The organism is Salinicola sp. DM10 (genome assembly GCF_017306975.2).
Taxonomy (GTDB): domain Bacteria; phylum Pseudomonadota; class Gammaproteobacteria; order Pseudomonadales; family Halomonadaceae; genus Salinicola.
The window spans coordinates 87,193-100,061 of record NZ_JAFLEN020000004.1 but is presented as its reverse complement, the minus strand read 5'-3'; the positions used below and the strand labels follow the sequence as shown (position 1 = coordinate 100,061).

General features: G+C 66.6%; 12 protein-coding genes. 8 read left to right on the top strand and 4 right to left on the bottom strand.

What is annotated here, in order from left to right; translation table 11 throughout:
* Positions 1-133: 133 nt before the first annotated feature.
* Together J0A90_RS14595 and J0A90_RS14590 are read right to left on the bottom strand one after the other, a co-directional pair.
* Positions 134-1,486, bottom strand: coding sequence for a lytic murein transglycosylase (locus tag J0A90_RS14595; protein ID WP_233076815.1), 1,353 nt, complete (start codon positions 1,484-1,486; stop codon positions 134-136).
* Positions 1,487-1,631: 145 nt separating this feature from the next.
* Positions 1,632-2,684 (bottom strand): deoxyribodipyrimidine photo-lyase, encoded by a 1,053-nt coding sequence (locus J0A90_RS14590; RefSeq protein WP_207031571.1) that lies wholly within the window; start codon positions 2,682-2,684, stop codon positions 1,632-1,634.
* A gap of 533 nt (positions 2,685-3,217) precedes the next feature.
* Between J0A90_RS14590 and J0A90_RS14585 the strand changes: the two genes are divergently transcribed.
* From J0A90_RS14585 to J0A90_RS14555, 7 genes are all read left to right on the top strand, one after another.
* Entirely contained in the window at positions 3,218-3,394 is a 177-nt protein-coding gene (locus tag J0A90_RS14585; RefSeq protein WP_164673545.1) for a hypothetical protein, read from the top strand.
* A gap of 287 nt (positions 3,395-3,681) precedes the next feature.
* Positions 3,682-6,486 carry a monovalent cation/H+ antiporter subunit A gene (locus tag J0A90_RS14580; protein WP_233076814.1) on the top strand — a complete coding sequence of 935 codons (2,805 nt, stop codon included), beginning with the start codon at positions 3,682-3,684 and terminating at the stop codon, positions 6,484-6,486.
* Positions 6,486-6,836, top strand: a complete 351-nt coding sequence (locus J0A90_RS14575) for a Na+/H+ antiporter subunit C (protein WP_035472348.1) — start codon at positions 6,486-6,488, stop codon at positions 6,834-6,836. Before J0A90_RS14580 ends, J0A90_RS14575 begins: the two co-directional genes overlap by 1 nt.
* Positions 6,833-8,347 carry a monovalent cation/H+ antiporter subunit D gene (locus tag J0A90_RS14570; RefSeq protein WP_207031573.1) on the top strand — a complete coding sequence of 505 codons (1,515 nt, stop codon included), beginning with the start codon at positions 6,833-6,835 and terminating at the stop codon, positions 8,345-8,347. The genes J0A90_RS14575 and J0A90_RS14570 overlap by 4 nt, the downstream gene beginning before the upstream one ends.
* Positions 8,344-8,841 (top strand): Na+/H+ antiporter subunit E, encoded by a 498-nt coding sequence (locus J0A90_RS14565; RefSeq protein ID WP_207031575.1) that lies wholly within the window; start codon positions 8,344-8,346, stop codon positions 8,839-8,841. Before J0A90_RS14570 ends, J0A90_RS14565 begins: the two co-directional genes overlap by 4 nt.
* Positions 8,838-9,107: a K+/H+ antiporter subunit F gene (locus J0A90_RS14560; RefSeq protein WP_035472357.1), complete on the top strand. Its 270-nt coding sequence runs from the start codon at positions 8,838-8,840 to the stop codon at positions 9,105-9,107. The genes J0A90_RS14565 and J0A90_RS14560 overlap by 4 nt, the downstream gene beginning before the upstream one ends.
* Positions 9,108-9,152: 45 nt before the next feature.
* Positions 9,153-9,545: a Na+/H+ antiporter subunit G gene (locus J0A90_RS14555; RefSeq protein WP_207031577.1), complete on the top strand. Its 393-nt coding sequence runs from the start codon at positions 9,153-9,155 to the stop codon at positions 9,543-9,545.
* 161 nt (positions 9,546-9,706) lie between these two features.
* On the opposite strand, the gene hemH is transcribed toward J0A90_RS14555, so the two are convergent.
* Entirely contained in the window at positions 9,707-10,690 is a 984-nt protein-coding gene (hemH, locus tag J0A90_RS14550; protein ID WP_207031579.1) for a ferrochelatase, read from the bottom strand.
* Positions 10,691-10,804: 114 nt separating this feature from the next.
* Here hemH and J0A90_RS14545 point away from each other — a divergent pair, with 114 nt between their 5' ends.
* Positions 10,805-12,367, top strand: a complete 1,563-nt coding sequence (locus tag J0A90_RS14545; RefSeq protein WP_207031581.1) for a cryptochrome/photolyase family protein — start codon at positions 10,805-10,807, stop codon at positions 12,365-12,367.
* Between the two features lie 134 nt (positions 12,368-12,501).
* Here the strand turns inward: J0A90_RS14545 and J0A90_RS14540 are convergent, their stop codons facing one another.
* The gene (locus tag J0A90_RS14540; protein WP_035472366.1) at positions 12,502-12,804 is read right to left on the bottom strand and encodes a DUF6482 family protein; all 303 of its coding nucleotides are present in this window, start codon (positions 12,802-12,804) and stop codon (positions 12,502-12,504) included.
* Between the last annotated feature and the right edge of the window lie 65 nt (positions 12,805-12,869).

Genomic DNA, 12,869 nt, shown 5'->3' with positions numbered 1-12,869 from the left:
AAGCGCCGAGTGTGACACGGGGTGGCGGGTGGCAAACAGTGGAAAAGACGCCGAATCGCGATCCATTCAGCACCCGCCACGCCGACCACGCGGGTCGAGGTGGCAGGTGCCGTCGCCGACGGAACGGCCGCCGTCAGGGCGTCTCGAGGCGCTGGATCAGCGCCTGGGTGGGATAGCCGTCCGGGGTGACACCGATCGAGCGCTGGTAGGCACGCAGCCCGGCCCGGGTATTGGGGCCGACCCGCCCGTCCGGCGTGCCGACGTCGAAGCCACGCGCGTTGAGCGCCTGCTGCATCTCGCGCACCTGGGTCCGTGACAGCGCCGGCTCCGAACGCGGCCACTGCCCCTGGATGCCGGGACGGCCGGCGATGCGATCGGCAAGCGTGGCGACCGCCAGGGCATAGCTGGTGGAGGCGTTGTAGCGCATGATCACGCGGAAATTGGGCCCGACCAGAAACGCCGGCCCCTCTGCCCCGGCCGGGGCGATGACCGAGGCCTCGGCGAAATCGGGTAGCGCCCCGCCACCGACGCGCGCCACCCCCTGGGCCGCCCATGCCTGGCTCGAGTGGCGCACCGAGAGTTCGGTCTGGGCGTAGTCGAATCCGGCCGGCAGGGTCACCTCCGCACCCCAGGGCTGGCCGCGCTGCCAGCCGGACTTGGCCAGATAGTTGGCGGTGGAGGCCATGACGTCGGGAATGCTGCCCCAGATATCGCGCCGACCGTCACCGTCGCCATCCACGGCGTAGGCGAGGAAGCTCGAGGGGATGAACTGGGTATGGCCCATGGCGCCGGCCCAGGAGCCGCGCATGTGGTCGCGATCGATATCGCCGTTCTGCAGGATCTTGAGCGCGGCCATCAGCTCGCCCCGGGCGAACGCCTGACGGCGCCCTTCGTAGCCCAGCGTCGAGAGCGCGTCGATGGTTTCGAAGCTGCCGAAATTGCTGCCGTAGTTGCTCTCCACGCCCCAGATCGCGACCACGATGCTGCCGGGTACGCCGTAGCGCTGCTCGATGCGCTCGGCCAGCGCCTGATGGGCCGCCAACTGCGCGCGCCCGTTGGCGACACGCTGATCCGAGACCGCGCTATCCAGATAGCTCCACACCTGGCGGGTGAACTCGGGCTGGGAGCGGTCGAGCTCGATCACCCGCGGCTGATAGGTGGCGTGGTCGAAGGCCTCGGCAAGGGTCGCCTGATCGATGCCCTCGCTGGCGGCCTGACGGCGGAAGTCGGTGACCCAGGTATCGAAGCCGGCACGCGCCTGCGGCGTGACCTGCTCGGCACCGGTGTCGGCGCGGGGCGTGGTGCTGGCACTCGCCGCGACGCCGGCCTTGTCGTTGGCCTCTGACGTCGGCTCGGACACCTGGGCGGCAGTGTCGGGCGCCTGGCTCGACGCCGGGGTGGCGGCCACGCTCTGACAGCCGACCAGGGCCAAAGAGAGGCAAAGAGAGAGGGTCAGGGACCCTTTGAGGGGAGCAGAACGCGTCACGATGCACTTCCTTTATGCTGGGAATCCTCGCGCCCCGCCTGGCAGGCGTTGGCGTCAGCCCAGTGTAGCGCATCCCGCGCGTTCCCCGCGTGCCCCCCGGCGTCGCGCGCCGGGGGCGGCGAGTGCAGACAGGATCCCCCAATAACTAGTAGCGATCGAACCACGACCCTGAACCATGCCGCGGCGCCGCCGCGGGCGTCGGCTCCCGGTGGCGCGGTGTTTCCTCGCGCAGTGTCTCTTGGCGCAGCACGGTCACGGACCCGGCCGACTGCACATGGGGCGCGCCTTCGGCGCGCAAGAGACCGGGCTCGCTGCCACCGGAAGGGTCGATGCACGCGGGCTGGAAACGGCTGACGTCGGCGCCATAGACCTGCTGGCGGCGCAGATACTCATGCCACAAAAGCTCGTGGCGCAGATCGCGCTGAGGATGCTCGGCCCCGGCCGTGACCTCCATCCGCTCGCACAGCGCGTAAAGCTGACGCGCCGAGACGCAGCCCAGCGCGCGCCAGCGCAGCAGCTCGCGCACATCCTCGGAATCCCATTCGCCCGGCGCGTCACGCAGCTGGCGCAGGCGTGCCTGGGCCGCCGGCTCGCCCCCCGACATCGTCGCCGCCAGCGGCTCGACGTCGCCGAGCAGGCTGCCTAGGGGCGGCAACCCGCGTGGGCCATCCTGCGGCCAGGGCGGCAGCGTGAACGGCTGCCCTGGGCTCCTCGGCGCCAGGGCGCTCCTGCCCCGCGAGCGGTCGACGAACTCGCCGAAGGAGAGCTCACGTATCTCGGTGTCGTCATGATGGGCGGGAAACAGCGGCGAATCTGGCAGCACGCAGAGCTGATCCGGCGCCAGCGCCGCCTGCACCCGCCGGGTGGTGGCACACTCATTGGCACCCTCCATGGCGTGGGTGATCACCCGCTGGGCGCCGATCCGCTGTGCCAGCCGCGGCAATAGCTGCGCGGGCTCGCCGACACACACCAGCAGGTCGCTGCCTCGAGTCAGCAACGTGCCGCGCAGATCGATCAGGCTCTGCCACAGGAGTGACCACTGAGGCACGGTCTGCGCAGACGCCGTGCCGTCCAGCCAGCAGGGTTCGAGCACGAAGACACACAGCATTGCTTCCGCGTGCGGCTCGACCGCCAGCAGATCGTTGTCGCTCAGGCGCAGATCGCGCCGAAACCAGATCAGATCGCAGGAAGATTCCATGCCGCAGCCTCCAGACTCGCGGGCCGTCCGCGCGGCCATCGAGGCGCCCGCCTGCCGCTGCCTCGGTGCTCGATTTCCGCTACTGGCGCTCCCCTTCTGGTAGATAGCGCCAGCCCTCAATATTTGTACAAAAACTATCACCAGGCAGGCAATATGTACAACGAAACTGCCGCAAGCCGCCTATGGCTCCCCCTCGGGCGGCGTGATACAGTCGTTAACGAGTTCCGGCTAAATCAAGCGAATATCCAATACTTTCAAGCGTTTCGGAGCCCAATGCGCAGAATTGCGCGGCCCCGGGACGTTCATGACCGAGCCCAGACCGTGCGCGTGTGTCGTACTCGGGAAATGTTTTGACTCGCGCCGCGTATTCGAGCAGAACACTTCCCTGGCACGACACACAACGAGCTTGACCCGCGTTCCACGAGAGAACGCCGCAGCCCCGGCGACGCCGGGCGCCCCTGCACGAACAGCGCTTTTCGCGACACGCCCATAGAAGTGCGAGCAGAAAAGCGCTCATAGAGAGGAGAGACACCATGCCGGGCCACATGCCTAGCCAGCTGTCGCTGACATGCGCGACCTGCCGTATCGGTGCCCAGACTCCGTCGTCCCACGCAGGCATACTTGCCCTGGAGGGCCGCACCCCGGCGTGGATGCTGGCACCCCGTGGTGCACGCCGTCCCTATCTGACCGATCCGCCCCGCCTGATCTGAGACCGCTTGCGGCCCGTCACCTCGTGGCGGATCGCGTGCGCCAGTCGCCGCCGGCCATCGGCGGAAAGCGTGCCGCTGCGGCGGCCCAGTTCATCCGACCAACGTGTATCTCGAGGTGCGAAGCGCCAGCGCCGAGGCGTGGACGAGTCCCTGGGAGTGGGCGAGATCGCCTACACTAGGACCGCCGGGCGCCGTCACACCGGCCCCTCGACGTACGCAGAGAGTCAGCCCGAGCCACCTGGTCTCGTCGGCTGTCCGTTCGGGTCCTTGAGAAGAGCGACAACTTCATGTCATTGCCGCTGATCGTGCTGCTGCCCCTATTGGGCAGCCTCATACCGCTGTTGAGCTCCAATCGACAGCGCAATCTCAATGCGGGGTCGACCGCGATTCTGCCCGCCGTGGCGCTGGCCATCGCGCTCTACCACGCGCCCAGCGTGCTCGCCGGGGAGATCCCCCGCTTCAGCCTCAGTTGGGTGCCACAGCTGGGGCTCGACCTGGCCTTCCGGCTCGACGGGCTGTCACTGCTGTTCGTGATGCTGATCCTCGGCATCGGCCTGCTGATCATCCTCTACTCGCGCTACTACCTGGCGCCCGAGGACAGCATGCCGCGCTTCTACGCCTACCTGATGCTGTTCATGACCTCGATGCTGGGCATCGTGATGGCCGACAACCTGCTGCTGCTGTGGGTGTTCTGGGAGCTGACCAGCCTCTCCTCGTTCCTGTTGATCGGCTACTGGTACAAGCAGAGCGAGGCGCGCCGCGGCGCGCGCATGGCGCTGACGGTGACCGGCATGGGCGGGTTGGCGATGCTTGCCGGTTTCCTGCTGATCGGCCATATCGTCGGCACCTTCGATATGCAGACGGTGCTCGACAGCCGCCAGCTGATCCAGGCCGACCCGCGCTACCTGCCAGCGCTGCTGCTGATCCTGCTCGGCGCCTTCACCAAGTCGGCTCAGTTCCCGTTCCACTTCTGGCTGCCGCACGCGATGTCGGCGCCCACGCCGGTCTCCGCCTTCCTGCACTCGGCGACCATGGTCAAGGCCGGCGTGTTTCTGCTTGCGCGTCTGCATCCGGCTCTGGCCGGCTCCCAGCTGTGGCTCTACATCGTCACCCTGACCGGCCTGGTGACGATGATCTACGCCGCCTACTTCGCCCTGCTCAAGTACGATCTCAAGGGCGTGCTGGCGTTCTCCACCGTCAGCCATCTGGGCATGATCACCATGCTGTTCGGGCTCGATAGCAAGCTGGCGGTGATCGCGGGGCTGTTCCACATCATCAACCACGCCACCTTCAAGGCGTCGCTGTTCATGTCCTCGGGGATCATCGATCACGAGACCGGCACCCGTGACATCCGCAAGCTGAGCGGGCTGCGTCACAGCATGCCGATGACCGCGGCACTGGCCGGGCTGGCGGCGGCATCGATGGCCGGCGTGCCGCTGCTCAACGGCTTCCTGTCCAAGGAGATGATGCTTACCGAGGCCCTCGGCAGCGGTATCCTCGGCGGTCTGGCGTGGCTGATTCCGGTGCTGGCGACCCTCGGCAGCGTGCTCTCGGTGGCCTACTCGCTGCGCTACGTGCGTAACGTCTTCTTCGGCCCGGCGGCCACGGATCTGCCCAAGACGCCGCACGAGGCGCCCTTCATGATGCGCCTGCCGATGCTGCTGCTGGTGGCGCTGTGCGTGCTCATCGGTCTGCTGCCGGCACTGATGGTGACCGGTATTCTCGAGGCCGCGGGCCAGGCGACGATTCTCGCGCCGCGCCCGGAACTGCATCTGGCGATCTGGCACGGCTTCAACCTGCCGCTGTTGATGAGCGCCATCGCCCTGGCCGGCGGGGTCGCCATCTACAGCGTGCGCCGCACCCTGTTCAGCTTCCAGCGCCAGTTCCCCCAGCGCAACGCGCTGATGCTGTTCGAATACGCCGTGCGCCAGCTGCTCGGCGCCACCCAGCGCGGCATCGACCGCCTGGAGAACGGCTCGCTGCAGCGCTACATGCTGTGGCTGATCGTGGTGGTACTGTTCCTCACCGGCAGCGGGCTGCTCGATCTCACCCAGTTGAAGGGCGAGCTGCCGCTCAAGCCGCTGGATGGCCTGTTGGTGGTAGGCGCGGCGATCACCATCCTCGCTGGCCTCGGCACTGCCGTGCTGCATCGCCGCCGCCTGGTCTCGCTGATGATGCTTTCGGTGGTGGGGCTGATGGTGTCGCTGGCGTTCGCGCGCTTCTCGGCACCGGACCTGGCGCTGACCCAGCTGGCGGTCGAGGTGGTCACGGTGATCCTGCTGATGCTGGCGCTGTTCTTCCTGCCCCAGCGCACGCCCAAGGAGTCGAGCGGCGGACGCATCGTGCGCGACGTGCTGCTGGCAGCCAGCTTCGGCGGCATCGTCGCCAGCCTCAACTACGCCCTGCTGACACGCTCGCTCGACAGTATCTCGGGCTACTTCCTGGCCAATAGCGTCAGCGGCGGCGGCGGCCACAACGTGGTCAACGTCATCCTGGTCGACTTCCGCGGCTTCGATACTCTGGGCGAGATCACCGTGCTGTGCATCGCCGCCATCGGTATCTACAAGCTGCTCAACCGCCTGCGTCTGTTCATGCCGTCGAGCGATAGCGAGGGCCGGCCGTGGTCGAAGGATCTGCACCCGATGCTGCTGGCCACGGTCTCGCAGAGCCTGCTGCCGCTGGCGCTGCTGGTGTCGGTGTTCATTTTCCTGCGCGGCCACAACGAGCCCGGTGGCGGCTTCATCGCCGGCCTGGTCACCGCGGTGGCGCTGATCCTTCTGTACATCGCCCGCGGCGTCGACTGGGCGCAGCAGCGCCTGACCTTCCAGTACCAGCCGATCGCGGTGGTCGGGGTGGTGATCGCCGCCCTCACCGGCCTCGGCAGCTGGCTGTTCGGCCACAACTTCCTGACCTCGGCGTTCGGTCACTTCGCGATTCCCTATATCGGCGAAGTGGAGCTGGCCACCGCCATGCTGTTCGATCTCGGCGTCTATCTCACCGTAGTCGGCGCGACGCTGATGATCCTGGCCAACCTGGGCAAATTGACCACGCGTCACCGGCCCAGCAAAGAGAACGAGAAGGAGACCGTCTGATGGAAGCGCTCTTCGCCACCGTAACCGGCTTTCTGGCGGCCAGCGGTCTCTACCTGGCCCTGCGTGGACGCACCTTCCCCGTGGTCGTGGGGCTGACGCTGCTCTCCTACGCGGTCAACCTGTTCCTGTTCTCCACCGGCGGCCTCACCACCGACGGCGCCGCGGTGATCCAGGATGGCAAGACCCACTATGCCGACCCGCTGCCCCAGGCGCTGGTGCTCACCGCCATCGTGATCGGCTTCGCCATGACCGCGTTCTCGGTGATCCTGGCCATGCGCGTGCGCGGCGACCAGGGCAGCGATCAGGTCAACGACCAGCGCGGCGATGACGCCAGGGAGGAGAAGTCGTGATGCAGCATCTGATCATCCTCCCCATCCTGCTGCCGCTGTTCACCGGGCTCGCGATGCTGATCAAGCGCGACGCCACCATGCAGCCAAGGCGCACCATAGGCCTGGTGAGTACCGCCCTGCTGGTGGTGATCAGCGTGGCCCTGGTGGTCGAGAGCAGCAACGGCCAGATCAGCTACTACGCCCTGGGCGATTGGCAGCCGCCGTTCGGTATCATCCTGGTGCTCGATCGCCTCTCGGCGCTGATGGTGTGCCTGACCAGCGTGCTCGCCCTCGGCAGCCTGGCCTACGCCTGCGCCGGCGACGACAAGAAGGGCAGCAACTTCCACGGGCTGTTCCAGCTGCAACTGATGGGGATCAACGGCGCCTTCCTCACCGGCGACATGTTCAACCTGTTCGTGTTCTTCGAAGTGTTGCTGATCGCCTCCTACTCGCTGCTGATGCACGGTGGCGGCAAGGACCGCACCCAGGCGGGCTTCCACTACGTGGCGCTCAACCTGGCCGGTTCGGCGATGTTTCTGATCGCGCTCGGCGTACTCTACGGCACCACCGGCACGCTCAACATGGCAGACATGGGCCAGCGGGTCGCCCAGCTCGACCCCGAGCGCCTGGGGCTGCTCAAGGCCGGGGCCTTCCTGCTGCTGGTGGTGTTCGGGCTGAAGTCGGCGATCCTGCCGCTCTACTTCTGGCTGCCGCGGGCCTATGCCAGCGCGCCGGCGCCGGTGGCGGCGCTGTTCGCGATCATGACCAAGGTGGGGATCTACGCCATTCTGCGCGTCTACACCCTGATCTTCGGCGATAGCGCCGGCGATCTGGCCAACTTCGTGCAACCGTGGCTGTGGTGGTTCGCCCTGGCAACGATCGCCCTGGGCGGGATCGGCGTGCTCTCGGCACGCGACCTGCGCACCCAGGTGGCCTATCTGATCCTGATCTCGGTGGGCACCCTGCTGGCCGGCGTGAGCATGGACCGCGTGGCGTCGCTCTCGGCGCTGCTCTACTACATGCTGCATACCACCCTGGTCAGCGGCGGTCTGTTCCTGCTCGCCGACGCCATCGCCGACCAGCGCGGCAAGGCTGGCGCGCGTATCGTGCCCGGCCGCGGCGTCACCCAGCCGGCGCTGCTGGGGCTGGCCTACTTCGTCGGCGCGATCACCGTGGTCGGCCTGCCGCCGCTGTCCGGGGCGATCGGCAAGGCGCTGCTGCTCGACGCGGCACAGCCGAGCGAGCAGCCGTGGCTGTGGTCGCTGCTGCTGCTGTCGAGCCTCGCCGGGCTGGTAGCGATGGGCCGCAGCGGCTCCACCGTGTTCTGGAAGGCGGGCAAGGCCGACCCCGAGGGGTCGCGGCTCAAGCCGAGCATGCTAGCGGGGCTCGCCCTGCTGCTGGGCGCCTCGCCGCTGCTGGCGATCTTCGCCGGCCCGATCACCGAATTCACCCAGGCGAGCGCCGCACAGCTGCTCGACCCCAGCGCCTATACCCAGGCGATCCTCGCCCCGACTTCTGGAGGTGGCTCATGATTCCTCCCGTACGCTGGCTGCCGATGCCGGTGTTGTCGCTGCTGCTGCTGCTGGTATGGCTGCTGCTGCAGCAGAGCGTGGCCCTCGGCCAGTGGCTGCTGGGCGGCGTGCTGGCCGTGGTCATCCCGCTGCTGTGCCGCCCGTTCTGGGAGCGCCAGCCACGCATCAAGCATCCGCTCAAGCTGTTGCACTACGTGGGCCGGGTGCTCAAGGACATCGTGGTGGCCAACCTCGAGGTCTCCAAGCTGATTCTCGACCCGCGCGGGCGCATGCGCCCGGCATTCGTCGAGTATCCGCTGACGCTGACCGAGAATTTCCCCATCACCATCCTCGCCAGCACCATCACGATGACCCCGGGTACCGTATCGGCCCACCTGCGCCTGGACAATCGCACGCTGCTGATCCATGCCCTCGACGTGGCCGACATCGACGGCCTGATCGCCGAGATTCACCAGCGTTACGAACGCCCGCTCATGGAGATCTTCGAATCATGATCGCTACCGCGCTGTGGATCGCCCTGGCGCTGTTCAGCGCCGCTATCGCGCTCAACTTCTATCGCGCCGTGATCGGCCCCAGCCTGCCGGATCGGGTACTGGCGGTCGACACCATGTACATGAACTCGATCGCGCTGATCGTGCTGTTCGGCATCTGGGTCAACAACAAGGACTACTTCGAGGCGGCACTGCTGATCGCCATGCTCGGCTTCGTCAGCACCATCGCCGTGTGCAAGTACCTGCTGCGCGGCGACATCATCGAATAGCCAGCGCCACCGAATGGCCGGCACCATCGACTAGGAGAGCCAATCATGCTGGACACGCTGCTCGAGGGAGCGATCGCCTTCATGCTGATCGCCGGCGGGATCTTCGCCTTCATCGGCTCGCTGGGGCTGACCCACCTCAAGGACTTCTACATGCGCCTGCACGGGCCGTCGAAGACCACCACCCTGGGGGTGGGCTGTACCCTGATCGGGTCACTGATCTTCTTCAGTCAGGAGAACGGCCCGGTGATCCAGGAGCTTTTGATCACCATCTTCGCCTTCATCACCGCACCGGTATCGGCGCACATGCTGGCCAAGAGCGCGCTGCACCACAAGCTCAAGCCGGACCCGCGGACCCGCGGCAATCCGCAGGAGCTGGAGAGCGACCGGCCCAAGCATACGGTGGAAGAAGCGCCCCAGGGCAACTCGCCGCTGCCCTGACACGCAGGGTGCGAAAGCCGCCGGGGTCGCACAGACGAAGACACGCGACCAGAACCTGACGCGACCGAAACCCAAGGCGACACCCGGCGAGAGAGCCAACAAGAGAACAAAAAAGGGGCGCCGCTGGGCGCCCCTTTTGCTGGGTCACGGCTTGCTTGGGATCACCAGCCCGCGGTGTTCTCCGCCACCAGCTGGCTGAGCAGATGGATGTGCTCGGGGCGATCGTTGAGCGCGGGGATATAGCGATAGCGCCCGCCTCCGGCCTCCTGGAAGTACTCGCGGTTCTCGGCGTCGATCTCTTCCAGGGTCTCGAGACAGTCGGCGGCGAACGCCGGGCTGATCACGTCGACACACTCGGTCTTGTCGGCCCCCCACTGCTTGAGCGTCTCGTCGGTGTAGGGTTTGAGCCACTCTTCGCGGCCGAAGCGCGACTGATAGCTCTGGAACCAGCTGCCCTCCTCGAGCTCCAGCGCCTCGGCGAGCAGTGCGCTGGTGCGCTGGCAGTGGCGCCCGTAGGGGTCGCCGTTGTCGACGTAGCGCTTGGGGATGCCGTGGTAGGACATCAGCAGGCGCCCGCGATCGCCCTGGGTCTCCCAGTGCTCACGCACGCTGGCGGCGAGTGCGGCGATATAGTCCGGGTGGTCGTGGTAGTGATTGACGAAGCGCAGCTGCGGCAGGTGCGGGCAAGGGGCCAGCGCCTTGGCCAGACGCTGGAAAACGGCACCGGTGGTGGTGCGCGAGAACTGCGGATAGAGCGGCAAGACCAGGATCTTGTCGACTCCGGCATCGCGCAGCGCCAGCCCGGCCTGCTCCATGCTCGGCTGACCGTAGGTCATCGCCAGCTCCACCGGGATCACCTCGCCGGTGCGCTCGGCCAGCGCCGAGGCCAGCGCGCGCTGCTGGCGCCGCCCGATCGCCAGCAGCGGTGAGCCTTCTTCCTGCCAGACCGAGGCGTAGGCCTTGGCCACCTTGGGTGGGCGAATGCGCAGAATCACCCCGTGCAGAATCGGCCACCACAGCCAGCGCGGCGCGTCGATCACCCGCGGGTCGCCCAGAAACTCCGCCAGATACTCTCTTACCGCCTTGGCCGTGGGCGCCGCTGGCGTTCCCAGATTGACCAGCATGACTCCGTAACGGGCCGCCATATCCTCTCCTTGTCTGCCGATACCATCACCTGGCGACAGTCTACCACTCCCGCCTTGCTTAACCGCGATTAACTTATACGATGAATACCATGTGTATAAGTCATGGATAAGATCATGTCGCGCCCTCTGATCCTGATACTCGGCGACCAGCTCAGCGAGACGCTCGACGTTCTCACCCAGGCGCCGGACGATGCCCTCATCGCGCTGTGCGAGGTCCACGCCGAGGGCGAGTACGTGCCGCACCACCCGCAGAAAATCGTGATGCTATTATCGGCGATGCGCCACTTCGCCGACACCCTGCGCGACAAAGGGTATCAGGTGCACTACAGCGCGCTCGACGACGACGACAACCGCCACGACCTGCTCGAAGAGGCGGAGCGCCTGGCCGAGGCCTATGCCTGCGACGAGATCCGCGTCACCCATCCCGGCGAGTGGCGGCTGTTCGAACGCATCCAGCGCCGCGGCACCCGCTGGCGGCTCTACCCGGACAACCGCTTCTACTGTTCGATCGATGCCTTCGGCGAGTGGATGGCAGGGCGCAAGCGCTTTCGCATGGAAGATTTCTACCGTCACATGCGCAAGCAGACCGGGCTCTTGATGCAGGCAGACGAGCCAGCCGGCGGCCAGTGGAACTTCGATCATGACAACCGCGCGCCGATCGATCAGGGTCTCGACTTCCCCACCCCACCGCGTCACCGCATGGACGCCACCACCCAGGCGGTGGCCGAGCTGGTAGCGACGCACTTCGGTGAGCATTTCGGTACCCTCGAGGGCTTCAACTGGGCGGTGACCCGGCGCCAGGCGCTGGGTGATCTGCGCCATTTCCTCGCGCACGCGCTGGCCGACTTCGGCACCTACCAGGACGCCATCAGCGACCGCGAACCGCTGCTCTACCACTCGCGTCTCGCCGCGGCGATGAACATCGGCCTGCTCTCGCCACAGGAGGTGTGCGAGGCGGTGGAGACGGCCTGGCAGGAAGGGCGCGCGCCGATCAACGCCGCCGAGGGCTTCATTCGTCAAATCCTCGGCTGGCGCGAGTACGTGCGCGGCATCTACTGGCAGCGCATGCCCGGCTACAAGCAGGAGAACCGGCTCAACGCTCGTCGCGGCCTGCCGGCCTTCTACTGGAGCGGCGACACCGACCTGCGCTGCCTGCAGCGGGCGATCGAGATGACCCGCGACAACGCCTATGCGCACCATATCCAGCGGCTGATGGTGACCGGCAATTTCGCTCTGCTGTGCGGCGTCTCTCCCGCCGCCCTGTGCGACTGGTACCTGGCGGTCTATGCCGACGCCTTCGAGTGGGTCGAGCTGCCCAACACCCTCGGCATGACCCTCTATGCCGACGGCGGCTATCTCGGCTCCAAGCCCTACTGTGCCTCGGGAAAGTACATCGACCGCATGTCGGATCACTGCCGCCACTGCCGCTACGACGTCAAGCAGGTGACCGGCGACGACGCCTGCCCGTTCAACAGTCTCTACTGGCACTTTCTGGAGCGCCATCGCGAGCGGCTCAAGGGCAATCAGCGCATGAAGCTGATCTATGGCAGCTGGGACAAGATGGCGCAGTCGCGCCGCGAGGCGATCCTGACGCAGGCGAACGCCTTCCTCGACCGCCTGGATACCGAGCCGCCGTATGGCCGCGGCGAGCATGCCGAGGGTTATCGGCGCCGCTGACACGCGCGCACGCCACCGCTATCGGGCAAGTCCTCGTCGACTTGCCGCGGTGAGTGTGTGAAGCGTTGGATCGATTGGGATCGAGGCGCGGATTCAGCGCCGGAGGCGGCGCGAGTAGGCGCTCAGAGAAGCGCTCAGAAGACCAGCGGCATGCGTGACAGCAACGGATCGTGATAGTGCGGCTCGTGGCCGACGATCTCGTCGTTGGCGACCTGCTGGACGAGATAGGCACGGTGGATACCGGCCTGCTTGAGTTCCCCGTAGACATCGTCGAGTGCGCGGAACAGCATCGGCTTGCCGCGCCGTGTCAGTACCTGCGTCGAGCCATCTTCCGGCTCCACCATCACTTGGTAGTAGCGGCTACCGGCGTGGGCGATGACGCGAATCTCGAAGTTGTCGTGATCGCGGGAAAAGCGTGTGAGCTCCTTGAGGTCCATGGTTCCCTCCTGTTCGGGTTGCATGTGCGAATACGGTGTCCAGCCATCCCTGCTGGACACCCGAC

Excerpts from the sequence above, each read along its gene's own strand:
- J0A90_RS14545 (WP_207031581.1), top strand. The coding sequence starts at position 10,805 with ATGTCGCGCCCTCTGATCCTGATACTCGGCGACCAGCTCAGCGAGACG.
- J0A90_RS14560 (WP_035472357.1), top strand. The coding sequence starts at position 8,838 with ATGATCGCTACCGCGCTGTGGATCGCCCTGGCGCTGTTCAGCGCCGCT.
- J0A90_RS14590 (WP_207031571.1), bottom strand. The coding sequence starts at position 2,684 with ATGGAATCTTCCTGCGATCTGATCTGGTTTCGGCGCGATCTGCGCCTG.
- J0A90_RS14580 (WP_233076814.1), top strand. The coding sequence starts at position 3,682 with ATGTCATTGCCGCTGATCGTGCTGCTGCCCCTATTGGGCAGCCTCATA.
- hemH (WP_207031579.1), bottom strand. The coding sequence starts at position 10,690 with ATGGCGGCCCGTTACGGAGTCATGCTGGTCAATCTGGGAACGCCAGCG.
- J0A90_RS14540 (WP_035472366.1), bottom strand. The coding sequence starts at position 12,804 with ATGGACCTCAAGGAGCTCACACGCTTTTCCCGCGATCACGACAACTTC.
- J0A90_RS14575 (WP_035472348.1), top strand. The coding sequence starts at position 6,486 with ATGGAAGCGCTCTTCGCCACCGTAACCGGCTTTCTGGCGGCCAGCGGT.
- J0A90_RS14585 (WP_164673545.1), top strand. The coding sequence starts at position 3,218 with ATGCCGGGCCACATGCCTAGCCAGCTGTCGCTGACATGCGCGACCTGC.
- J0A90_RS14565 (WP_207031575.1), top strand. The coding sequence starts at position 8,344 with ATGATTCCTCCCGTACGCTGGCTGCCGATGCCGGTGTTGTCGCTGCTG.
- J0A90_RS14555 (WP_207031577.1), top strand. The coding sequence starts at position 9,153 with ATGCTGGACACGCTGCTCGAGGGAGCGATCGCCTTCATGCTGATCGCC.